The sequence below is a fragment of the Streptomyces sp. NPDC015345 genome, assembly GCF_043078805.1.
Lineage (GTDB): Bacteria > Actinomycetota > Actinomycetes > Streptomycetales > Streptomycetaceae > Streptomyces.
Window position 1 is genome coordinate 138401 of record NZ_JBIBTX010000011.1, and the last position, 22707, is coordinate 161107.

A 22707-nucleotide genomic window follows, 5' to 3' on the forward strand; every position below is an offset into this window, starting at 1 on the left:
AAAGGCAACCGCATGCTCTCCGGCAATGGTCGTCACCGACGCCCCCGCCAGGCCCCGGCCCTCATCGTCGCGGCAGGAGTCACCGGATCCGCCATCGCCATCCCGCTGCTCGGAGCCACCAGCGCGAGCGCCGCCGAGACGGTGACGTGGGACAAGCTCGCCGAGTGCGAGAGCGGCGGCGCGTGGAGCGCCAACCCCGGGAACGGTTACTACGGAGGGCTCCAGCTCTCCGAGGACATGTGGGAGAAGCACGGCGGCCTCGACTACGCGCCGAGCGCCGACCAGGCCTCCAAGTCCCAGCAGATCGCCGTGGCCGAGAGAATCCTCGACGGGCAGGGCCCCGAGGCCTGGCCGAGCTGCGCCCCGATCGCCGGACTCACCGACGGCGGCGCGGCGGCCGACGTGGACCCGGGCGATCCGATCCCCCCGGAGCCCACCGACTCGTCGGACAGGAACGACGCGAGCGACTCGACCGGTTCGACGGGGTCGGAGAAGTCGAAGGGCTCCAAGGGCTCCAAGGACTCCGAGGGCTCCGACGGCTCGGGGGACTCCAAGGACTCCAAGGGCAAGGCCGCCGACAAGTCGTCGGACAAGGCCTCCGACGACGCGTCAGAAGGCCCCGGCTCCGCCGACGAGGCCGGCGACACGCCCGGTTCGGGCGACGCCTCCCGAGACAAGAATCACGAAAAGGGCGACAAGCAGGGCAACAGCGGCAACAGCGGCAACGGCGACAAGGGCCCGACGGACGGCAAGTCCGGGCGCGACGAAGCCCCTTCGGCCGGCACCCCCGGGTCGAAGGACCCGGCCGCCCCCTCCGACGACTCCACCTCCGGCCGCCACCGTGGCGACCGCGCGGACGAGAGCCCCGCCTCCGGCAGCGAGAGCGGCAGCGGCGGCGACCGTCCGGGCCGGCACGCCTCGCGCGGCGGCGAGCGCACCGAGAAGGCCGCCGACGGGACGTACACGGTCCGCTCCGGTGACAACCTGTCGGCCATCGCGGACGACTTGGACGTCAAGGGCGGCTGGCACGAGCTGTACACCGAGAACAAGAAGACCGTCGGGGCCGACCCGGACCTCATTCTCCCCGGTCAGAGCCTCGATTTGGGCGAAAAGTAGGGGTAGTTGACGAACCGTCCACGGGGCACTTCGCGCCGAATGTCGGTATTGGCGTAAGTGAGAGATGGGTCTCAGAAGCCCTGATCGCCTTTGAAATTCCGTGGATCGCGTGACTACCGTCGTCAACGCCCGCCACTGGTGGGCCCCGCCGGTCGGTACGCCGAATCCTGCCAACGGCCGGACGGGAACAATCGTCGCTTCGAGCGCCGTAGGCAGGAGCGGGGGACCCAAGGTAAGCCGCCGGGTCCGCACGTCGAGCTCCGAGGAGGAGCGGGACGTACGGGACCGGCTAGGGGTGAAGTCGCACTCACGTGGTGCGGCCGGGCAACTTCACTGGCCCGAACCCGACAGCTCACCTCGCAGGCGTCGGTGAGGGGATCAACTCATGCTGTTTTCCAGCAAGGGCAAGCACCGCCGTCCGTCCAAGGCCACTCGTGTCGTCACGCTCGCCGGTGTCACCGGTGCCGCCGTGGCCGCCCCGCTGATGGCCGCCGGTTCGGCCTCCGCCGCCACCGGCCAGGAGTGGGACGCCGTCGCGCAGTGCGAGTCCGGCGGCAACTGGTCGATCAACACCGGCAACGGCTACCAGGGCGGCCTCCAGTTCTCGCCCTCCACCTGGGCCGCGTACGGCGGTACGAAGTACGCCCCGACCGCTGACAAGGCCTCCAAGGCCCAGCAGATCGAGATCGCCGAGAAGGTCCTCGCCGGCCAGGGCAAGGGTGCCTGGCCGCACTGCGGCGTCGGCCTCTCGGGCGCCGCGTACAACGGCGGCGGCGCGCAGCAGCAGGCCCCGCAGCAGCAGGCCAAGCCGCAGCCGCAGAAGACGCAGCAGCAGGCCGCCCCGCAGCAGCAGGCCGCCCCGCAGCAGGCCCCGAAGCCGCAGCCCGCGCCGCAGACCGAGTCCAAGAAGACCGTCGAGACCCCGACCGGCAAGAAGGTCGAGAAGGGCGACGGCGAGTACAAGGTCAAGACCGGCGACACGCTGTCCAAGATCGCCGAGGCGCACGACGTCAAGGGCGGCTGGCAGAAGGTCTACAAGCTGAACGGCGACATCATCGACAACGCCGACTTCATCTACCCCGGCCAGCAGCTGCACCTCAGCTGACGGATCCGGTCGCGGCCGTGCCTCGGCGGACGCACGGCCGTCCCACCCCGTCCCCACGGGCTCCCCGCCCCGGTGCGCGTATCCCCCGTACGCACCGGGGCGGGGCCATGTCCGCTGTTCGCTCCTAGCGAGCTACCGGCCAGTAGAAACGCGGGCTTCCATCCCGTTTCCCGGCCATTTGAGCCTTCCCCCGTCCCACGGGACGGGCGGTCGGCTGGCCTGAGGCCCGGAGCCGGTTAGGCTCAGGAGACGCGGGCCGAATCGGCCCGCGTAAACGCGTCACATCCCAGAAGGAGATGCTCGTGCCGTCCATCGACGTCGTCGTAGCCCGGGAAATCCTGGACTCCCGAGGCAACCCCACGGTCGAGGTCGAGGTCGGCCTCGACGACGGCAGCACCGGTCGTGCCGCCGTCCCGTCCGGTGCCTCCACCGGTGCCTTCGAGGCCATCGAACTCCGTGACGGTGACCCCAACCGTTACCAGGGCAAGGGTGTCGAGAAGGCCGTCCTCGCCGTCATCGAGCAGATCGGCCCGGAGCTCGTCGGCTACGACGCCACCGAGCAGCGCCTGATCGACCAGGCGATGTTCGACCTGGACGCCACCGACAACAAGGGCTCCCTCGGCGCCAACGCCATCCTCGGCGTCTCGCTCGCCGTCGCGCACGCCGCCTCCGAGGCCAGCGACCTGCCGCTGTTCCGCTACCTCGGCGGCCCGAACGCGCACCTGCTGCCCGTGCCGATGATGAACATCCTCAACGGCGGGTCGCACGCCGACTCCAACGTCGACATCCAGGAGTTCATGATCGCGCCGATCGGCGCCGAGTCGTTCTCCGAGGCGCTGCGCTGGGGCACCGAGGTCTACCACACGCTGAAGAAGGTCCTGAAGAGCAAGGGCCTGGCCACCGGCCTCGGCGACGAGGGCGGCTTCGCCCCGAACCTCGACTCCAACCGCGCCGCCCTGGACCTCATCCTGGAGGCCATCAAGGAGGCCGGCTACGTCCCCGGCGAGCAGATCGCGCTCGCGCTCGACGTCGCCGCGTCCGAGTTCTACAAGGACGGCACCTACCAGTTCGAGGGCAAGTCCCGCACGGCCGCCGAGATGACCGAGTACTACGAGGAGCTCGTCGCCTCGTACCCGCTCGTCTCCATCGAGGACCCGCTGTTCGAGGACGACTGGGCCGGCTGGAACGCCATCACCGAGAAGCTCGGCGACAAGGTGCAGCTGGTGGGTGACGACCTGTTCGTCACCAACCCCGAGCGCCTGGCCCGCGGCATCGAGGAGAACTCCGCCAACGCCCTGCTCGTCAAGGTCAACCAGATCGGTTCGCTGACCGAGACCCTGGACGCCGTCGAGATGGCCCAGCGCAACGGCTTCAAGTGCATGATGTCGCACCGCTCCGGTGAGACCGAGGACGTCACCATCGCCGACCTCGCCGTCGCCACCAACTGCGGCCAGATCAAGACCGGCGCCCCGGCCCGCTCCGAGCGCGTCGCCAAGTACAACCAGCTCCTGCGCATCGAGGAGATCCTCGACGACGCCGCGGTCTACGCCGGCCGCAGCGCCTTCCCGCGCTTCCGCTCCGCCTGACCCGAGCACAGCAAGGCCGAGCTGTCCGAAGCTCGCGTAGCCACGTAGTTGCGTACGTCCCCGCAGCCGGTCCCGTACCGTGTGCGGGGACGTACGTACGTGCAGGCGCAAGCTCTGGGGAGACCGAACCATGGCCAAGGCCGGGACCAAGGACCGGTTCTCCACCGCTACCCGCCTGCGGCTGCTCGGCGAGCAGACCGCGGAGCGGGTCTACCGCTCCCAGACCAAGCGCCAGGCGCGCCGCTCCCGGCTCACCGGCCGCGCGGCGCTCCTCGCGCTCGTGCTCTGCTCCCTGGTCGTCGCCCTCGCGTACCCGATAAGGCAGTACGTCTCGCAGCGCGCCGAGATCGACGACCTGCGCCGGCAGCAGGCCGAGCACCGGGCCGACGTCGAGAAGCTGCGCGACGAGAAAGCCCGCTGGCAGGACGACGCGTACGCGCAGCAGCAGATCCGCGACCGCCTGCACTATGTGCTGCCGGGCGAGACCGGGTTCACGGTGATCGACCCCGCGGCGGCCAGGAGCCGGCGCGCGGACCAGGGGGCGGTCGCACGCCCCTGGTACTCGAACGTCTGGGAACGCGTCGACAAAGCTGACAGGGCCGACAAGGCCGACAAGGCCGACAGGGCTGACGGGGCCGACAGGGCCCCGTGAGACCGACCGTTCCGACGACTGACCCACTGATGGAAAGACAGGCATGGACACGCCCCCGCCGACCACTGAGCGCACCGAGCCGACCGACGCCGACGTCGAGGCCTTCAAGCAGCAGCTCGGCCGCCCGCCGCGCGGCCTGCGGGCCATCGCGCACCGCTGCCCCTGCGGTCAGCCGGACGTCGTCGAGACGGCGCCGCGCCTCCCGGACGGGACGCCGTTCCCGACCACGTACTACCTGACGTGCCCGAGGGCCGCGTCCGCGATCGGCACCCTTGAGGCCAACGGCGTCATGAAGGAGATGTCGGAGCGGCTCACGAACGACCCCGAGCTGGCCGCCGCCTACCGCGCGGCCCACGAGGACTACATCGCGCGCCGCGACGCCATCGAGGTCCTGGAGGGCTTCCCGAGCGCGGGCGGCATGCCGGACCGCGTGAAGTGCCTGCACGTCCTGGTCGGCCACTCCCTGGCCGCCGGGCCCGGCGTGAACCCGCTCGGCGACGAGGCCATCGCGATGCTGCCCGAGTGGTGGGCCAAGGGGCCCTGCGTCACGCCGTGCGCGCCCGAGGGGGACGGGTGACCCGCGTCGCCGCCGTCGACTGCGGCACGAACTCGATCCGTCTCCTGGTGGCGGACGCCGACCCGGCCACGGGCGCGCTCGTCGACCTGGACCGGCGGATGACGATCGTCCGCCTCGGCCAGGGCGTGGACAGGACCGGCCGCCTCGCCCCCGAGGCCCTTGAGCGCACCTTCGCGGCCTGCCGCGAGTACGCCGAGGCCATCAAGGCGCACGGCGCCGAGCGCGTCCGCTTCGTCGCCACCTCCGCCTCCCGTGACGCGGAGAACCGCGACGTGTTCGTCCAGGGAATCCTGGACATCCTGGGCGTGGAGCCGGAGGTGATCACCGGCGCGCAGGAGGCGGAGTTCTCCTTCACCGGCGCGACCAAGGAGCTGGCGGGCCGCGACGACCTGGCCAAGCCATATCTGGTCGTGGACATCGGCGGCGGCTCCACGGAGTTCGTGGTCGGCACGGACGAGGTCCTCGCCGCCCACTCGGTGGACGTCGGCTGCGTCCGCATGACCGAGCGCCACCTCGTGCACGACGGCGTCGTCGCGGACCCGCCGACCCGCGAGCAGTTCGCCGCCGTCCGCGCGGACATCGAGGCGGCCCTGGACCTCGCCGAGCGCGCGGTGCCGCTCAAGGACGCGCGCACCCTCGTCGGTCTCGCGGGCTCGGTCACCACCCTCGCCGCGATCGAGCTCGGCCTCGACACCTACGACGGCCGCGCGATCCACCACACCCGGCTCCCGTACGAGCGGGTGGCCGCCATCACGGAGCGCCTGATGACGGCCACGCACGCCGAGCGCGCGGCGATCCCGGCGATGCACGCGGGCCGCGTCGACGTCATCGCGTCGGGCGCCCTCGTACTGCTCGCGATCATGGACAGGACCGGCGCCGAGGAGGTCGTCGTGAGCGAACACGACATCCTCGACGGCATCGCCTACAAGGTGGCGGAAGAGGTCGAGGAGCAGCGGCGGGGCGCTCCCGGCCGGGCCTGAGCCCCGTACCCGCGGCATCGGCGCGCCCCCGGTCTCTGACGAGGCTGGGGGCGCGCCGTGTCTCCGGGCGGACGATGTGCGTCGGCCGCCCCGCCGTGGGCGGTGGGGTCCGCCCACTAGGCCGCGCTGCCGCCGCCGAGCAGGCCGCCGAGCAGGCCGCCGAGGGTGCCGAGCAGGCCGCCGAGGACGGGGAGCTGGTTGGTGGGCTGTTCGTTGTTGTTCTTGGGCAGGGTGTGGTTGCCGAGCATGTCGTCGTCACGTCGGTCGTCGTCACGTCGGTCGTCGTCACGCGGGTTGTCGTCACGCGGGTCGTCGTCACGTGTGTGGTTGCCGAGCATGTCGTTGTCGAGCATGCCGTCGCCGAGGGGGTCGTCGCCCGAGGTGCCGTTGCCCAGGGTGTCGTTGCCGAGAGTGCCGTTGCCCAGGTTGTCGTTGCCGAGGGTGTCGTTGCCGAGCGGTTCGGGGTCGTCGGCGTGGGGCTGTGCGGTGCCCGCCGGCGTGTTCGCGGGCGTGTGGTGCTCGGCGGCGGCCGTGCCCGCGCTGCCGAGGGTGGCCGCGGCGACGAACGTCGCCGTGACGAGTGCGGTGCGGATGCGCATGAGGCTCCTTTGCGAACGGATGGACTCCCCCTGACATCCATTCACCCGGGCATCCCCCGCGACCGCATCTGATCAGCGGCCATCCGGCGGCCCGCCTCTCGGCGACGGGCTGTCGGAAAAGTTCGTGAAGTTCTTCACAAGGAATTGGCCACCTGCGGGCGAGGTTCGGGGCCACCGAGCCGCCGAAAAGGTCATTCCCGGGCTCCCGGCCGGGTGGCCCGCGTGTGTCGGGCGGGTGGCCCGCGGGTGACGCGGGCGACTGGTCCACCCCGGCGACGGGCCCGGACCGGCAGCTCACAAGGGGTGGACAACGACTCGCGTGGTGCGGTGGTTCCCCTGGAACGCCATGACCTCGGTCACGTGGGCGGCGAAGTGTAGCAGAGCCCCCCGGCATGCTTGTGAAGGGGCGCACGAGCGACCCCCGCCGGACGGGTGGATACTCGATGGCATGAGCACCACGGAGCGTCCCAGGATCCTCGTAGTAGGCGGTGGGTACGTAGGCCTGTACGCAGCTCGGCGCATCCTCAAGAAGATGCGCTACGGAGAGGCGACCGTCACGGTCGTCGACCCCCGGTCGTACATGACCTACCAGCCCTTCCTCCCCGAAGCCGCCGCCGGCAGCATCTCGCCGCGGCACGTAGTCGTCCCGCTGCGACGCGTGCTGCCCAAGGCAGAGGTTCTCACCGGCCGGGTCACCACCATCGACCAGGACCGCAAGGTCGCCACGATCGCCCCCCTCGTGGGTGAGGCGTACGAGCTGCCTTTCGACTACCTCGTCATCGCGATGGGCGCGGTCTCCCGCACCTTCCCGATCCCCGGCCTCGCCGAGCAGGGCATCGGCATGAAGGGCATCGAGGAGGCCATCGGCCTGCGCAACCACGTCCTCGAGCAGCTGGACAAGGCTGACTCCACGACGGATGAGGAGGTCCGTCGCAAGGCGCTGACCTTCGTCTTCGTCGGCGGTGGCTTCGCGGGTGCGGAGACCATCGGCGAGGTCGAGGACATGGCCCGCGACGCGGCCAAGTACTACAACAACGTGAAGCGCGAGGACATGCGCTTCGTGCTGGTCGACGCCGCCGACAAGATCCTCCCCGAGGTCGGCCCCAAGCTCGGCCAGTACGGCAAGGAGCACCTGGAGAGCCGCGGCGTCGAGGTCTACCTCTCGACGTCGATGGACTCCTGCGTGGACGGCCACGTGGTCCTGAAGAACGGCCTGGAGGTCGACTCCAGCACGATCGTGTGGACCGCGGGCGTCAAGCCGAACCCGGCGCTGACCCGCTTCGGTCTGCCGCTCGGCCCGCGCGGCCACGTGGACACCCAGACCACGCTCCAGGTGCAGGGCACGGACTACATCTGGGCCGCGGGCGACAACGCCCAGGTGCCGGACCTCGTCGGCCGCAAGGCGGGCAACGAGAACGCCTGGTGCCCGCCGAACGCCCAGCACGCGCTGCGTCAGGCGAAGGTCCTCGGCGACAACGTGATCTCCGGCATGCGGGGCTTCCCGCAGAAGGAGTACAGCCACGCCAACAAGGGTGCGGTCGCCGGTCTCGGCCTGCACAAGGGCGTCGCGATGATCGTCATGGGCAAGATGAAGATCAAGCTCAAGGGCCGTCTCGCCTGGTACATGCACCGCGCGTACCACGGCATGGCGATGCCGACGTTCAACCGCAAGATCCGCGTCTTCGCGGACTGGACGCTCGGTATGTTCCTCAAGCGCGAGGTCGTCTCCCTCGGTGCTCTGGAAGCGCCTCGTGAGGAGTTCTACGAGGCCGCCAAGCCTGCCCCGAAGCCGCAGGTCGCGGCCGAACCCGCCCCGGCGGTCAAGGCCGAGGAGAAGGCCAAGGCCTCCTGACCTCGCGTCACTGATCCACCCTGAAGGGGGCCGCCCGCCATCCGTGGTGCGGGCGGCCCCCTTCGGCGTACCCGGACACCGGGTGGCGCAGATCCGGGCCGAGATAGGTGCCTGTGGCATCTATTTTGCCGTTCCATGACACGGCGAGGGGACTGCGCACGGGGTTCTTCGGTGTTTACGTGGTGTCGGACCGATCCCGGGTCGTCGTCATGGAGGTGTGCGCCATGCAGAACGCCGCACTGCGGCTGAAGAGTCTCGCCGAGCAGCTGATGGGAGCCCCGCTGCCGGTACGGATCCGCGGCTGGGACGGTTCGGAGGCCGGGCCTCCGGGCGCCCCCACCCTCGTCGTACGCAACCGCCGCGCGCTGCGCCACCTCCTGTGGAAGCCGGGCGAACTGGGCCTCGCCCGCGCCTGGGTGGCCGGTGACCTGGACGTCGACGGGGATCTCTACGAGACGCTGGACAAGGTGGCGGAGTTCATCTGGGAGCGCGGCGAGGACGCGCCGGGCCTGCGGCAGGCGCTGCGCGACCCGCGGGTCCGCTCCGCCGCCCGCTCGCTGTTCGCCCTCTCGGCGCCCTTCCTGCCGCCCGCGCCGCCGCCGGAGGAGATGCGCAGACACGGCCGTCTCCATCTGCACACCAAGGGCAGCGACCGGCGCGCCATCAGCCACCACTACGACGTGGGCAACGACTTCTACGAGCTCGTCCTCGGCCCCTCGATGGTCTACTCCTGCGCCTACTGGGCCTCGCCCGACTCCACCCTGGAGGACGCCCAGCGCGACAAGCTCGAACTCATCTGCCGGAAGCTGGCGCTGCGGCCCGGCATGCGCCTGCTGGACGTCGGCTGCGGCTGGGGTTCCATGGCGATCCACGCGGCCCGCGAGCACGGCGTCACCGTCGTCGGCGTCACGCTCTCCCAGGAGCAGGCCGCGTACGCCAGGAAGCGCATCGCCGAGGAGGGCCTCACCGACCGGATCGAGATCCGCGTCCAGGACTACCGGGACGTGCGCGACGGACCGTACGACGCCATCTCCTCCATCGGCATGGCCGAACACGTCGGCTCCGAGCGCTACCTGGAGTACGCGCACACCCTGTACGCCCTGCTGAAGCCGGGCGCACGGCTGCTCAACCACCAGATCGCGCGCCGGCCGCGGGCCGACGAATCGGCGTACTCGGTGGACGAGTTCATCGACGCTTACGTCTTCCCCGACGGGGAGCTCGCGCCGGTCGGGACCACCGTGGGGCTCCTGGAGCGGGCCGGGTTCGAGGTGCGCGACGTGGAGGCCATCCGCGAGCACTACGCGCTGACCCTGCGCCGCTGGGTCGCCAACCTGGAGGCGCGGTGGCCCGAGGCCCAGCGCCTCACCTCGCCCGGCCGTGCCCGCGTCTGGCGGCTCTACATGGCCGCCTCCGCGCTCGCCTTCGAGCACAACCGCATCGGCGTCAACCAGGTCCTCGCGGTGAGGACGCCTGAGATCGGCGCATCGGGGATGCCGCTGCGGGCCCGGGAGTGGCGCGCGTCGTAGCTGCGTGTACGTACGTGAAAGGGGGCCCCGGCGGTGATCCGCCGGGGCCCCCTTTCCGCGTGCCGCCGCTACTCGGCCTTGATGGCCATCAGCGGGTTCAGCTTGGCCGCGCTGCGGGCCGGCCACATCGCCGCGAGGACACCGACCAGGGCCGCGATCCCGAGGAAGATCACGATCCGGCCGAGCGGGATCTCCATGGAGTACGTGGAGACGCTGTTCGAGATGGTGCCGCCCGCGACCCAGCCCATGAAGAGGCCGAGACCGATGCCGAGCACCGCGCCGAACAGGGAGATGATGACCGCCTCCAGACGCACCATCTGCTTGACCTTCGCGCGGTCCAGGCCGATGGCCCGCAACATGCCGATCTCGTGCTTCCGCTCGAAGACCGACATCGCGAGGGTGTTGATGACGCCGAGCACGGCGATCAGGACGGCCATGGCCAGCAGGCCGTAGAGCATGTTCAGCATCATGTTGATGGCACCGGCCACCGCGTTGCTGATCGCGTCCTTGTCCTGGACGGTGATGGCGGGGTTCTCGCCGAGGGCCTTGACGATGGCGTCCTCGGCCTTGTCGGAGGCGCCGCCCTTCATCTTCACGAGGACCTGCTTGTCGACGACCTTGGTCAGGTGCGGGTCGACGACGGAGGTGGGGGCGAAGACGCCGCCGAGCATCTCGTTGCCCTCGTAGACACCGGAGACCTTCAGCCGGACCTTCTTGCCGTCGTCGTCGAACTCCAGCGGGAAGGTGTCACCCGCCTTGAGGCCCTGCTCCTTGGCGATGTCGGTGTCGATGAGCGCGCCGCCGGTCTTCAGGCCGGCCGCCGAACCGCCGGTGAAGTCAAGCCCCACCAACCGGTCGAAGGTCTTCGGGTCGACGCCGGAGACGGTGGAGTAGGTGCCGCCGGTCTTGCCGTAGGTGCTGCGCAGCGGGCTGGTCGCCTCGACGTCGGGGAGCTTGTCGAGCTTCTCGCGGACCTCGGGGGTCAGCGGCTGGAAGTTCGCCATGGAGACGCTGTAGTCGGCCTTCATGGAACCGGCGGCCATCTTGTTGATGGCGCTGCTCATGGAGGTGGCGACCACGGTCATCGCCGTGATGAGGGTCAGACCGATCATCAGGGCCGCGGCCGTGGACGCCGTACGGCGCGGGTTGCGCAGCGAGTTGAGGCGCGAGAGCTTGCCGGTGACACCGAACGGCTTCAGGAGCGGGGCCGAGGCGGCGATGAACGGGCGGGACAGCAGCGGCGTGAGGACGATGACGCCGACGAGCATGACGCCCGCGCCGCCCGACTTCACGTAGTTGTCCTTCATGAAGAGCATCACCGCGCCGAGCGCGACGATGACCGAGCCGATGGTGTTGCGGACCACCAGGCCGCGCATGGTCGGCGTCGCGTGGACGCTGTTCATCGCGGCGACCGGCGGGATCTTCGCGGCGCGGCGGCCCGGCAGCCAGGCGGCCAGCATGGTCACGACGACACCGATGAGCAGCGCCACGAGGATCGTGGTCGGGGCGATGACGAGCGGCCCGTCGGGCAGCGAGGCACCGGCGGAGTTCATCAGCGACTCCAGGCCGACCGCCACGCCGATGCCGAGCGCGAATCCGGTGACGGCGGCGATCACGCCGACCAGGAAGGCCTCGATCAGCACGGAGCGCGTCACCTGGCGGCGCGAGGCGCCGACGGCCCGCATCAGCGCGAGCTCCTTGGTGCGCTGGGCGACCAGCATGGTGAAGGTGTTGGCGATGATGAAGATGCCGACGAAGAGCGCGATACCGGCGAAGATCAGCAGGACCTGGCTCATCGAGCTGGTCTGCTCCTCGATCATGCTGTCCTGCTGCGCCTTGAGCTCACCGCCCGTCATCGTCGAGGACTCCTTGGGCAGGATCTTCTCGACCGCGCTCTCCAGGGCCGCCTCGGAGGCGCCCGCGGCCGCCTTCACGTCGATCTCGTCGTACTGGTTCTTGTTGAGCGCCTTGAACGCGGTCTTGTTGTCGAACAGGACCAGGCTGCCGCCCGCGACGACACTGCCCTCGTCGGTGTCGAAGACGCCGCTGACCTTCGCGGTGCGCACCGGGCCGTCGGTGGAGAGGCGGACGGTGTCGCCCACCGTGTAGCCGGTGCGTCCCGCGGTGCGGGAGTCGAGGGCGATCTGACCGGCGGACTTCGGGGCGGCGCCCTCGGTGAAGTCGTAGCGCGGGTCCTTGCCGCCCTTGCCCGGGAAGTAGTTGGCGCCGGTGGTGCCCCACTCGCCGCCCACCAGCTTGCCGTCCTTGTCGGCGAGGGCGGTGAAGCCGGAGACGGAGCCGATCGCGGAGTCGGCGCCGGGCAGCTCCCCGGCCTTCTTCAGGAGGGCTTCGGTCAGCTCGGGCTTCTGCTTCGGGCCCCCCTGACTGTCGCCGGAGTAGCTGCTGTTGGAGGTGATGGCGACGGAGACGTGGTCGAAGCTCTTCGCCGACTTGTTCTTGTAGGCGTTGCCGAAGGTGTCGGTGAAGACCAGGGTGCCGGAGACGAAGGCGACGCCGAGCATGACGGCGAGCACGGTCATGAGCAGCCTGGCCTTGTGCGCGAGCACGTTGCGCAGGGCGGTACGGAACATGGGTGTGAGTCCAGGTGAGGGGAGTGCCCGAAGGGGCGCGAGGAACTGCGCGACCAGCCACATGCGGCCCGCAGACGAAGGACGAGGCGAAGGGACGCCTAGCTGGTGCGCCCCTTGGCGTCGAAGTGCTTCATCCGGTCCAGCACCCCGTCCGCCGTGGGCCGGTGCATCTCGTCCACGACCCGCCCGTCCGCGAGGAAGATCACGCGGTCCGCGTACGACGCGGCCACCGGGTCGTGGGTGACCATCACGACGGTCTGGCCGAGGTCCCGCACGGAGTTGCGCAGGAAGCCGAGGACCTCCGCGCCCGAGCGCGAGTCGAGGTTTCCGGTCGGCTCGTCACCGAAGATGATCTCGGGCTGCGAGGCGAGCGCACGGGCCACGGCCACGCGCTGCTGCTGGCCGCCGGAGAGCTCGGTGGGCCGGTGGCTGAGCCGTCCGGAGAGGCCGACCATCTCGATGACCTGCTCCAGCCACGCCTTGTCGGGCTTGCGGCCCGCGATGTCCATGGGGAGCGTGATGTTCTCCAGGGCGGTCAGCGTCGGCAGCAGGTTGAACGCCTGGAAGATGAAGCCGATCTTGTCGCGGCGGAGCTTCGTGAGCTGCTTGTCCTTGAGCGTGGACAGCTCCGTCTCACCGAGGCGCACCGAACCGGAGCTGAAGCTGTCCAGGCCCGCGACGCAGTGCATCAGCGTCGACTTGCCGGAGCCGGAGGGACCCATGATCGCGGTGAACTCGCCCTGCCCGAAGTCGACGGAGACGTGGTCCAGGGCGACCACCTGGGTCTCACCCTGTCCGTACACCTTGGAGAGGTCCGTGGCGCGCGCGGCCACTGCGGTGGCGCGGGTGGCGAAGGGGGTGGTGGTCACGGGACGGTGCTCCTGTCGGGACGACGAGTGGGGACGTACTCCATCGTCGCGGCCGATCGGCGCCTTGGAGTCAGCCGCTGTTCCGGTTCCAGGGGCCCTCTCCAGTCGGACCCGGGAGCCTCTTGTCATACCTGGGGATGAGGGGCGTCCCTGAGATCCGCGACCCGGGACGGGAACGGGCGGGAGGCTAAATTCCGTCATTCCGTGCAGAGGCCCATGAGACCGGCCGGAGACATGGAAAGGCCTCCGGCAAGTACCAATGGACCGTACCGGCGGCTGATGCTCCCTCAGACGTCAATAAAATAAGACAACATCGAGCCGTCCCTCCGCTGTTCGGGGGATGCCTCCCGATAGGGTCGAATCCTTGATGCGGGGCCCACGGCCTGCCCGGATGGTGGAATGCAGACACGGCGAGCTTAAACCTCGCTGCCCCTCGGGGGCGTGCCGGTTCGAGTCCGGCTCCGGGCACCTCCGCCATCTCGCGAGGGCGGGGCGCCCGGCGGGCGTGCGGCAAGTGCCTGATGCAACGTCAAGTTCCCTACGTGATCAAGACATTCGCACCGTGTTGAAGCGGGCGGCGATGTGCAGATCCGTCTCGATCGCCGCCGCCGTCGCGCGCAGCGCGGGCAGCAGGGCGTCGCGGGTGCGGGAGAGCGGGTCCGTGCCCGCGTGCTGCGCGATGTTCACGGCGGCGACCACCCGCCCCGCCGCGTCCCTGACCGGCACGGCCACCGAGCGCAGCCCGTCCTCCAGCTCCTGGTCTGCGGTGGCGTGGCCCTCGGCGGCGGCGCGGTCGAGGACGCGGGCCAGCTCGCCGGGGTCGGTCACGGTGCGCGGGGTCAGGGCGCGGGGCGGCGCGGCCGTCAGCAGGCGCTCGCGCTCGTCCCCGGGGAGCCCGGCGAGCAGTACCCGGCCCATGGCGGTGGCGTACGCGGGAAAGCGGGTGCCGACCGTGATGTGGACGCTCATGACGCGCACGGTGGCCGCCCGCGCGACGTAGCGGATGTCCGTGCCGTCCAGGACCGTCGCCGAGGCCGACTGTCGCACCCGGTCGGCCAGCTCGCGCAGGTGCGGCTCGGCCAGCTCGGCGAAGGTGAGTCCGGACAGGGCCGCGTGGCCGAGCTCCAGGATGCGGGGGAGCGGGCGGAACAGGCGGCCGTCGTGAGCCGCGTACCCCGCCTGCTCCAGGGTGTGCAGACAGCGCCGCGCGGTGGCCCTCGGCAGACCCGTGGCCTCGGCGAGCGCGGTGAGCGGCAGCCCTTCGCCGCGGGCTCCGCCGAGGGCGCGCAGGACGGCGAGGCCGCGGGCCAGGGACTGGAGGAAGCCGGGGCCGAGCTCCTCCTTGGCGGCGGCGGGGCCGGTGGCGGCGGGGTCGGCGGCTTCGCGGGCGGGCGCCCGGCCGTCGGCGTCCGGTGGCGCGTCCGTGCCCGACAGGCCCGCCAGCCGCTCGGCCTCCTCGCGCAGCCGCGGCAGCACCGCCGCCGCCAGGCCCTGTGCCGTGTGCCTGCTGGTATGGCTCACCGCCGACAGGGCGTACCGCACCCGCCCCGCGGCGTCGCGCACCGGGACCGCCACGGCGATCAGGCCCGGCTCGATCAGCTGGTCGTCCAGGGCCCAGCCGCTCCGGCGGGCGTGCGCCACGCGGTCCGCGAGTTCCGGGACGCCGGCGGGCGCCGGGCCGGGCGGCAGCGCGGGATAAGCCTCGTGGGCGGGGCCGGCGGCCGCGCGCGCCCGCCAGGCGGCCCACCGCTCCTCGTCCCACGCGTCCGCGAAGAGCGCGCCGGGGGCGCAGCGATCGGGCGGCAGCAGGTCACCGATGCGGAAGGCCACCGACATGGCGCGGCGCCGCGCGGCCTGCGTCACGAAGCGCACCCCGTCGCCGTCGGGCACCGCGAGCGACACCGACTCGTCGAGCTCGTCCGCGAGCCGGGCGGTGCGCGCGGCGACCTCACCGGTCAGGCCGCTGGCCGCGAGGTAGGCGTTGCCGAGCTCCATGAGGCGCGGGGTGAGGTGGAGCTCCTGGCCGCGCGGGCGTACGTACCCGAGCCGGGCCAGGGTCGTCACCACCCGGTCGACCGTGGCGCGGGCCAGGCCGGTGGCGCGGGCCAGGTCGCCGGCCCGCAGCTGTCCCGGCTCCGCCGCCGCGAGCGCGCGCAGGACGGCCAGACCGCGCTCCAGGGGGCGTACGGACTCTTCCGGCATCACTGCTCCTCGCACAACCGTTGACAGCGCACGGACACGGCCCGAGACTCCCGTCAGCACATTATGAACGAAAGTTCACCAGGCGAACAAGCTGATGAGGGGCCAGGGATGCGCACCACCGTCGGAATCATCGGGGCCGGACCGGCCGGGCTGCTGCTCGCCCGTCTCCTGCACAACGCGGGCATCGCCTCCGTCGTCCTGGAGAGCCGCGACCGCGCCTACGTGGAGCGGCGCCAACGCGCCGGGATCCTGGAGCAGGGCACCGTCGACGTGCTGCGCGAGGCGGGCGCCGGGGCCCGCATGGACCGCGAGGGCCTCCCGCACGACGGCATCGAGCTGCGCTTCGACCGCCGCAGGCACCGCGTCGACTTCCCCGCGCTGACCGGCGGCAAGTCCGTCACCGTCTACGCCCAGACCGAAGTCTGCAAGGACCTCATCGCGCTCCGGCTCGCCGAGGGCGGCCCCCTGCTCTTCGAGGCGGAGGCGCTGGCCGTGGAGGGCGCGGAGACGGACAGCCCCCGGATCCGCTACCGCCACCAGGGCCGCGAGTCCGTCCTGGAGTGCGACTACGTGGTGGGCTGCGACGGCTTCTGGGGCGTGGCCCGCGAGGCGGTGCCCGAGACGCTCTCCCGTGTCTTCGAGCGCACGTACCCCTTCGGCTGGCTCGGCATCCTCGCCGACGTGCCGCCCTCGCACGACGAACTGGTGTACGCCCGCCACGACCGCGGCTTCGCTCTGCTCTCCATGCGCTCGCCGACCGTCACGCGCGCGTACCTCCAGGTCCCCGACGGCACGGACGCCGCCGACTGGGCCGACGAGGAGATCTGGGACGAGCTGGACCGCCGCCTGGAGACCGACGACCCCGCCTGGATCCTGCGCCGTGGCCCCGTCACCGCCAAGTCCGTCACGCCCATGCGCAGCTTCGTCCACGAGCCGATGCGCCACGGCCGGCTCTTCCTCGCCGGGGACGCCGCGCACATCGTCCCGCCGACCGGCGCGAAGGGCCTCAACCTCGCGGTCGGGGACGTCGTCACGTTCGCCCGCGCCCTGGTCCTGCTCCGCGAGAAGGGCGACCCGAGCCGTCTCGACGCGTACTCCGAGACCTGCCTGCGCCGCGTCTGGCAGGCCGAGCGCTTCTCGTACGCGATGACGACGCTGCTGCACCGCGCTCCCGACGCCACCCCCTTCGACGACCGCGTCCAGCTCGCCGCGCTCGACCGGATCACCACGACGCGCTCCGCCGAGACCGACCTGGCGGAGGCCTACACCGGATTCCCGTTCGACGAGCCGCAGCAGTTCGACGAGCCGCAGCAGTTCGACGAGCCACAGTAGGAAGAGAGGCGCAACGTGACCCCTCCCGCCCCCGAACGCACCTTCAGATCCGTCGCACCCGTCCTCGCCCTGTGCTGGCTCGTCGTCTTCTTCGACGGCATGGACGTCAACATCTACGGCGCCGTCATGCCGCACCTCCTCGACGACGAGGGCTTCGGCTTCAGCACGTCCACCGCCGGGACCATCGGCTCCTGGACCACCTTCGGCATGCTGATCGGCGCCCTCGGCTGCGGCACCCTCACCGACTGGGCAGGACGCAAGCCCATGGTGACCGGCAGCGTCGTCCTCTTCTCGCTGGGCTCCGCGCTGTGCGCGCTCGCGCCGAGCGCCGCCTTCTTCGGTGCCGGACGCTTCGTCTCCGGGCTCGGCCTCGGCGGGCTGATGCCGATCGGGCTCGCGATCGTCGCCGAGTTCGCGCCGCCGCGCAGGGCCGCGCTCGCCACCGGCCTGATGATGACCTCGTATCACGCGGGCGGCATGGCGGCGACGGGCCTCGGGCTCGCGCTCGGGCCGGACCACGGCTGGCGCGTCGTCTTCTGGACCGGCGTGATCCCCGCGCTCGTCGCCGTCCCGCTCGTCGTCAAATGGCTGCCCGAGTCACCCGGGGTGCTCCTCGCCAAGGGCCGCGCGGCCGAGGCCGAGGCGGTCGCCGCCCGCTACCGCCTGCCGTCCCCGACCCTCGCCGAAGCCCCCGAGGCCGGGGCGAGGGGCCGCTTCGCCGCCGTCGCCGCGCTCTTCGCGCCCGGCCGGCGCCTGGCCACCCCGCTGCTGTGGACCGCCTCCTTCGCCGGGCTCCTCCTCGTCTACGGCGTCTCCACCTGGCTCCCGGAGCTGATGCGGGCCTCCGGCTACTCCCTCTCCTCCTCCGTCGCCTTCCTGATGGTGATCAACGCGGGCGGCATCGTCGGCATGCTCGTCGCCGGGCGCACCGCCGACCGCTTCGGGGCCTTCAAGGTCTCCGCGATCTGGTTCCTGCTCACCGCGTGCGGCGCCTTCCTGCTCAAGGCCCAGCTGCCGCTGGGCGTCGCCTACGCCGTCGTCTTCGTCACCGGCATCTGGCTCTTCTCCGCGCAGGTCATGGTCTACGCGGCGACCCCCCCGGTCTACGGCCCCGCGCAGCGCGCCACCGGGCTGGGCTGGGTCACCGGCGTCGGACGCACCGGCGCGGTCGTCGGGCCGTGGCTCGGCGGCGCGGTGGTCGCGGGCGGCAACGCCTCGCTCGGCTTCACCACCTTCGCGGTCGCCGCCGTCCTCGGCGCGGCGGCCATCTCGCTGGTGCCACTCGTGCGGCGGAACGATTCCGATCCGGGAACAGTGCGGGCCACTCCGCGCGTTCTCGGTCACAGAGGGGGAAAGATCCTCCCCAAGCACTAGGACCATCCTTTTGCCTACGCATTACTCTTGAGGGCAAAGCCACGCACGGTGGCCATGGAGGAGTGAAATGAGGAGCAGCAACCCGGTCTTCTCGCGACGGGGGTTCAGCCGCGACAACGGCTACGCCGGCTTCGGCGCGCAGCCGCAGGCCGGGGGACCCGCAGCCGCGACCCAGACCCAGGGCAACCCGTACGCGCAGGGCAACCCCTACGCCACCAATCCGTACGCCCAGCAGGACGTGCAGTACGGCGCCCCCCAGGCGCCCGTAAGCACCACGGGCCGCATGACGATGGACGACGTCGTCATGCGCACCGCCACCACGCTCGGCACGCTGCTGGTCACGGCGGCGCTCGCCTGGGCGCTGCTGCCGGTCGACGACGCCAACATCGGCAAGTCGTACGGCATCGCGATCGGCGCCGGCCTCGTCGCGATGGTGCTCGGCCTTGTGCAGGCCTTCAAGCGCAAGGCATCGCCCGCGCTGATCCTGACGTACGCCGCGCTGGAAGGCGTCTTCCTCGGCGTCATCTCCAGCGTCGTCGACAACCGCATCGCGGACGGCGCGGCCATGCAGGCCGTGCTCGGCACGATGGCGGTCTTCGTCGGCGTCCTGGTGGCGTACAAGGCGGGCTGGATCCGTGTCAACCGTCGCTTCTACGGCTTCGTGATGGCCGCGGCGATGGGCTTCCTGCTGCTGACCGCCGTGAACCTGCTGTTCGCCGTCTTCGGCGGCGGTGACGGCCTCGGCTTCCGCAGCGGCGGCCTCGGCATCGTCTTCGGCATCGTCGGCATCCTGCTCGGCGCCTGCTTCCTCGCCCTGGACTTCAAGCAGGTCGAGGACGGCATCGCGTACGGCGCGCCGAAGGAAGAGGCCTGGCTCGCGGCGTTCGGCCTGACGATGACGCTCGTCTGGATCTACCTCGAGTTCCTGCGCCTGATCGCGATCCTTCAGGGCAACGACTGACGCAGGCCGCTCAGCGGTCGGACAGCTGAACAACGCCCGAAGGGCCCGCGGACCGGAACCGGTCCGCGGGCCCTTCGCCGTATGTCGCGTGGTCGGGGGCTCGGGTCGGGGGTTCGAAGGTGCTGGGGGTCAGCGGAGCTTGCGGGCGGCCCGCCTCAGGTCGTACTCGTGGATGATCGCTTTCGCATGGCCGTACGCGAGGTTGTGCTCGGCACGCAGCCAGCTGACCTTCTCCTCGAAGCGGAAGAGGGAAGGGCCCTCGTCCACGGCGCGCAGCCAGTCGGAGATCTCACGACCGGTGCACTCGGGGATGCGGGCGATCAGATTGCGGTGGGTCTCCTCGGAGAAGACTTGTGACATCGGCGCCTCCGGACGCGTCGCGATGTGTTCCGTCCTTCACGCCACCGTGCCTGAGGCCGTCGGCGTTGGCAACAGTCCCGGAAAGGCACATAAGGTCGCGGGGTGCTCGATACGACGCCTTTGACGGCCGCAGTGGACCATTTCGCCGACCGCCTGCGGGCCGCGCCGCAGAGCCGGCTGCAGCGCGGCGCGGCGACCGAAGCGCTGGCTCTGGCCAGGGAACTGGCGGCGCGCGCGCAGGCCATCGAGGAGCCCGGCGCCCCGCCGCGTGAGATGCCGGACGCGGGGATGTTCGCCGCCGCCGACCAGATCACCGTCGCGGGGCGGGATCTGGCCCTCGTACTGGAGGATCCGGCCGAGCTGGCGCGGGTGCTCGAACTCGTGGAGGAGGCGCAGAAGCGGGCCGGGGTCTAGGGCCTGTCTGACAATTCGCGTCGTCGCCGCGAGGCAGGCGGGAATTGTCAGACAGGCCCTAGCAGAACCCCGGCTCGGCGCGGAGCGCGTCAGACGGAGGCGATGACGCGGTCGGCGAGGATGTAGACGTTCTCGGTGCCGCATTCGAAGGTCAGGGCGTAGGCGCCCGAGATGCCGGAGCCGCCGAGCAGGACGGGGGCGTGGCCCTCGCGCAGGGCGCCCGCGAGCTGCTCCGCCGTCTCGCGGTGGCCCGGGGTCATGCAGAGCGTGGTGCCGTCCGCGAAGACGTACACGTCCAGGGTGCCCAGCGGGCCGGGGCGGACGTCGGCGAGGGCGGTGCGGGCACCGGCCAGCTCTTCGAGGCGGGCCACGGTGCGCTCGTGGTCGCCGTACCCCTCGGCGGCGGGCGTCTGCACCGGCACGAAGTCCGGGTGCGAGGGGTGCCGGCGGCGGGCCGCCGCCAACTCCGGCGAGTCCCCGGCGAATTCGTCGGCGGACGGGTCGGCGAAGGGCTCGATCACCGGCTCCAGGCTGTCCGCCTCAAGGCCCGTGAAGTCGGCCTGGCGCGGCAGGAACAGCTCCTCGGCGATGCCGTCGGGAATGCCCGGCAGGCCGTGCAGCAGGGTCGGCGCGTCCGAGTCCTCACGTGCCTCCTGGGCGGCCCAGAAGGCACGGGCCTCGGCGAGTTCCCGCTCCCGCTCCTCGGCGAGCGCCTCGGCCACCGCCGCGCGTATCTCGTCGGTGTCCACGGCGGTGCGGGCGCCCGGCACCGTGGGGTGCGGGCGGTCGGCGGCACGGCTGTCGGCCGGCTCGGTGCGCAGGACGATTAGCTCGGCGAGCTCGGCGAGCTGCTTGCGCAGGCCGCGCACGGCGTGCAGGGCGGCGGCGCCCACGGCCGTGGCAGCGGCCGTGGAGAGCAGCAAGGCAAGAGGCATGGCGCTCACTGACGTACTCCCGGTTTCAAGTCGACCCCCGACTTCCTACATCAGCTTGAAGCCTGCACGATCCACCTGTCAGTGCATAACGTCACGTAATGGACAGGTCTTTGGGCCTGGTGGGGTGGATGGATCTCCTGTGACCTGGGCATATGCGTCTCCCCCAGGAGATAGGTCACATCCTGGGGGAGATTGGGTCACGGAATGATGCAGGAACGGAGCGTCAGGGGCGCGAACTCTCCGTCAGTGATTCGGGCGCTCTCAGGGTCAGCTGAGGCGCTCGATGACCATCGCCATGCCCTGGCCGCCGCCGACGCACATCGTCTCCAGGCCGAACTGCTTGTCGTGGAACTGGAGGGAGTTGATGAGCGTGCCGGTGATGCGGGCGCCCGTCATGCCGAAGGGGTGGCCGACCGCGATGGCGCCGCCGTTGACGTTCAGCTTGTCGAGCGGGATGTTCAGGTCGCGGTAGCTCGGGATCACCTGGGCGGCGAAGGCCTCGTTGATCTCGACGAGGTCGATGTCGTCGATGGTGAGTCCGGCGCGGCGCAGGGCCTGCTTCGACGCCTCGACCGGGCCGAGGCCCATGATCTCGGGGGAGAGGCCGGTGACGCCGGTGGAGACGATGCGGGCGAGCGGGGTCAGGCCCAGCTCGCGGGCCTTGGTGTCGCTCATGATCACCAGGGCGGCGGCGCCGTCGTTCAGGGGGCAGCAGTTGGCGGCGGTGACCATGCCGTCGGGGCGGAAGGCGGGCTTGAGGCCCTGGACGCCCTCGTACGTGACGCCGGCGCGCGGGCCGTCGTCCTTGCTGACGACCGTGCCGTCGGGGGTGGTGACCGGGGTGATCTCCCGCTCCCAGAAGCCGTTCTTGATGGCCTCTTCGGCGAGGTTCTGCGAGCGGACGCCGAACTCGTCCATGTCCTGGCGGGTGACGCCCTTGGCGCGGGCGAGGTTCTCGGCGGTCTGGCCCATCGCGATGTACGCGTCCGGGATCAGGCCGTCCTCGCGCGGGTCGTGCCAGTCGGTGCCGGTCTGCTCGGCGCGGGCCGCGGTGCGGGCCTCGGCGTCGGCGAAGAGGGGGTTGTGGGTGTCGGGAAGGCCGTCGCTGGTGCCCTTGACGCTGCGCGACACCATTTCCACGCCCGCCGAGATGAAGACGTCGCCCTCGCCCGCCTTGATGGCGTGCAGGGCCATGCGACTCGTCTGGAGGGAGGACGAGCAGTAACGGGTGACGGTGCAGCCGGGCAGGTGGTCCATGCCCATCTGCACGGCGACGATGCGGCCGAGGTTGTGGCCCTGCTCGCCGCCGGGGAGGCCGCAGCCGAGCATCAGGTCGTCGATGTCCTTCGGGTCCAGCTCGGGGACCTTGGCGAGGGCGGCCTCGATGATCGTGGCGGTCAGGTCGTCCGGGCGCAGATCCTTCAGTGAGCCCTTGAAGGCGCGGCCGATCGGGGTGCGGGCGGTGGAGACGATCACGGCTTCGGGCATCACGGGCTCCTGGGGCGGGGGCGCGCCTTGGCGGCGGGTGCCTTGGCGGCGGGCGGGCGGGACTCTCTGGGAAGTTACCTGCACGTAGGGGTGGGCGGCAGGGGGTGGGGGATGTGACTCGGGCCGCATTTCTAAGCGAGCGCTCAGCCCTGCGGGGCTTGGGCGGTGGGGGGTGCGCTTTTTTGGTG

General features: G+C 71.1%; 19 protein-coding genes, 1 tRNA gene and 1 riboswitch. Of the genes, 13 read left to right on the top strand and 7 right to left on the bottom strand.

What is annotated here, in order from left to right; translation table 11 throughout:
- The first annotated feature begins 12 nt into the window (after positions 1-12).
- The 6 genes from ACF062_RS35100 (at position 13) to ACF062_RS35125 (ending at position 6016) form a co-directional block, all read left to right on the top strand.
- Complete coding sequence (locus ACF062_RS35100) at positions 13-1116, top strand: transglycosylase family protein (protein WP_392143634.1); 1104 nt, start codon at positions 13-15, stop codon at positions 1114-1116.
- A gap of 194 nt (positions 1117-1310) precedes the next feature.
- Positions 1311-1497: riboswitch (cyclic di-AMP (ydaO/yuaA leader) on the top strand.
- A 4-nt stretch (positions 1498-1501) separates the two neighbouring features.
- Positions 1502-2221, top strand: a complete 720-nt coding sequence (locus ACF062_RS35105; RefSeq protein ID WP_392143635.1) for a transglycosylase family protein — start codon at positions 1502-1504, stop codon at positions 2219-2221.
- A 296-nt stretch (positions 2222-2517) separates the two neighbouring features.
- Positions 2518-3807 (top strand): phosphopyruvate hydratase, encoded by a 1290-nt coding sequence (gene eno, locus ACF062_RS35110; RefSeq protein ID WP_127911864.1) that lies wholly within the window; start codon positions 2518-2520, stop codon positions 3805-3807.
- A 130-nt stretch (positions 3808-3937) separates the two neighbouring features.
- On the top strand, positions 3938-4459 hold the full coding sequence (locus ACF062_RS35115) for a septum formation initiator family protein (RefSeq protein WP_392143637.1): 522 nt from the start codon (positions 3938-3940) through the stop codon (positions 4457-4459).
- Between the two features lie 43 nt (positions 4460-4502).
- Complete coding sequence (locus ACF062_RS35120; RefSeq protein ID WP_392143639.1) at positions 4503-5036, top strand: DUF501 domain-containing protein; 534 nt, start codon at positions 4503-4505, stop codon at positions 5034-5036.
- A complete protein-coding gene (locus ACF062_RS35125; protein ID WP_392143641.1) occupies positions 5033-6016 on the top strand; it encodes an exopolyphosphatase in 984 nt (327 codons plus the stop codon). The genes ACF062_RS35120 and ACF062_RS35125 overlap by 4 nt, the downstream gene beginning before the upstream one ends.
- Before the next feature lie 116 nt (positions 6017-6132).
- Here the strand turns inward: ACF062_RS35125 and ACF062_RS35130 are convergent, their stop codons facing one another.
- Positions 6133-6615, bottom strand: a complete 483-nt coding sequence (locus ACF062_RS35130; RefSeq protein WP_392143642.1) for a hypothetical protein — start codon at positions 6613-6615, stop codon at positions 6133-6135.
- Positions 6616-7063: 448 nt separating this feature from the next.
- On the opposite strand from ACF062_RS35130, the gene ACF062_RS35135 reads away from it, so the two are divergent.
- Both ACF062_RS35135 and ACF062_RS35140 read left to right on the top strand, forming a co-directional pair.
- A complete protein-coding gene (locus tag ACF062_RS35135) occupies positions 7064-8467 on the top strand; it encodes an NAD(P)/FAD-dependent oxidoreductase (RefSeq protein WP_223775048.1) in 1404 nt (467 codons plus the stop codon).
- Positions 8468-8691: 224 nt separating this feature from the next.
- Positions 8692-9993 carry a class I SAM-dependent methyltransferase gene (locus tag ACF062_RS35140; protein WP_392143644.1) on the top strand — a complete coding sequence of 434 codons (1302 nt, stop codon included), beginning with the start codon at positions 8692-8694 and terminating at the stop codon, positions 9991-9993.
- 68 nt (positions 9994-10061) lie between these two features.
- On the opposite strand, the gene ACF062_RS35145 is transcribed toward ACF062_RS35140, so the two are convergent.
- On the bottom strand, positions 10062-12584 hold the full coding sequence (locus ACF062_RS35145; protein ID WP_392143646.1) for an ABC transporter permease: 2523 nt from the start codon (positions 12582-12584) through the stop codon (positions 10062-10064).
- Between the two features lie 98 nt (positions 12585-12682).
- Positions 12683-13453 (bottom strand): ABC transporter ATP-binding protein, encoded by a 771-nt coding sequence (locus ACF062_RS35150; RefSeq protein WP_392143648.1) that lies wholly within the window; start codon positions 13451-13453, stop codon positions 12683-12685.
- A 385-nt stretch (positions 13454-13838) separates the two neighbouring features.
- On the opposite strand from ACF062_RS35150, the gene ACF062_RS35155 reads away from it, so the two are divergent.
- Positions 13839-13921: transfer RNA gene (locus ACF062_RS35155), tRNA-Leu, on the top strand.
- Positions 13922-13999: 78 nt separating this feature from the next.
- On the opposite strand, the gene ACF062_RS35160 is transcribed toward ACF062_RS35155, so the two are convergent.
- The gene (locus tag ACF062_RS35160) at positions 14000-15655 is read right to left on the bottom strand and encodes an IclR family transcriptional regulator C-terminal domain-containing protein (protein WP_392143649.1); all 1656 of its coding nucleotides are present in this window, start codon (positions 15653-15655) and stop codon (positions 14000-14002) included.
- Positions 15656-15763: 108 nt separating this feature from the next.
- Here ACF062_RS35160 and ACF062_RS35165 point away from each other — a divergent pair, with 108 nt between their 5' ends.
- From ACF062_RS35165 to ACF062_RS35175, 3 genes are all read left to right on the top strand, one after another.
- On the top strand, positions 15764-16987 hold the full coding sequence (locus tag ACF062_RS35165; protein ID WP_392143651.1) for a 4-hydroxybenzoate 3-monooxygenase: 1224 nt from the start codon (positions 15764-15766) through the stop codon (positions 16985-16987).
- A 15-nt stretch (positions 16988-17002) separates the two neighbouring features.
- The gene (locus ACF062_RS35170; protein ID WP_392143653.1) at positions 17003-18361 is read left to right on the top strand and encodes an MFS transporter; all 1359 of its coding nucleotides are present in this window, start codon (positions 17003-17005) and stop codon (positions 18359-18361) included.
- A gap of 67 nt (positions 18362-18428) precedes the next feature.
- The gene (locus ACF062_RS35175) at positions 18429-19322 is read left to right on the top strand and encodes a Bax inhibitor-1/YccA family protein (protein ID WP_392143655.1); all 894 of its coding nucleotides are present in this window, start codon (positions 18429-18431) and stop codon (positions 19320-19322) included.
- Between the two features lie 129 nt (positions 19323-19451).
- Here ACF062_RS35175 and ACF062_RS35180 read toward each other — a convergent pair whose 3' ends face one another.
- Positions 19452-19682 carry a DUF4287 domain-containing protein gene (locus ACF062_RS35180; protein ID WP_320590777.1) on the bottom strand — a complete coding sequence of 77 codons (231 nt, stop codon included), beginning with the start codon at positions 19680-19682 and terminating at the stop codon, positions 19452-19454.
- Between the two features lie 102 nt (positions 19683-19784).
- Between ACF062_RS35180 and ACF062_RS35185 the strand changes: the two genes are divergently transcribed.
- On the top strand, positions 19785-20096 hold the full coding sequence (locus ACF062_RS35185; protein WP_320590778.1) for a hypothetical protein: 312 nt from the start codon (positions 19785-19787) through the stop codon (positions 20094-20096).
- Between the two features lie 89 nt (positions 20097-20185).
- Here the strand turns inward: ACF062_RS35185 and ACF062_RS35190 are convergent, their stop codons facing one another.
- Together ACF062_RS35190 and ACF062_RS35195 are read right to left on the bottom strand one after the other, a co-directional pair.
- Positions 20186-21040 (bottom strand): hypothetical protein, encoded by an 855-nt coding sequence (locus tag ACF062_RS35190; protein ID WP_392143657.1) that lies wholly within the window; start codon positions 21038-21040, stop codon positions 20186-20188.
- Between the two features lie 258 nt (positions 21041-21298).
- Complete coding sequence (locus tag ACF062_RS35195) at positions 21299-22519, bottom strand: acetyl-CoA C-acetyltransferase (RefSeq protein WP_356573722.1); 1221 nt, start codon at positions 22517-22519, stop codon at positions 21299-21301.
- Positions 22520-22707: the final 188 nt, after the last annotated feature.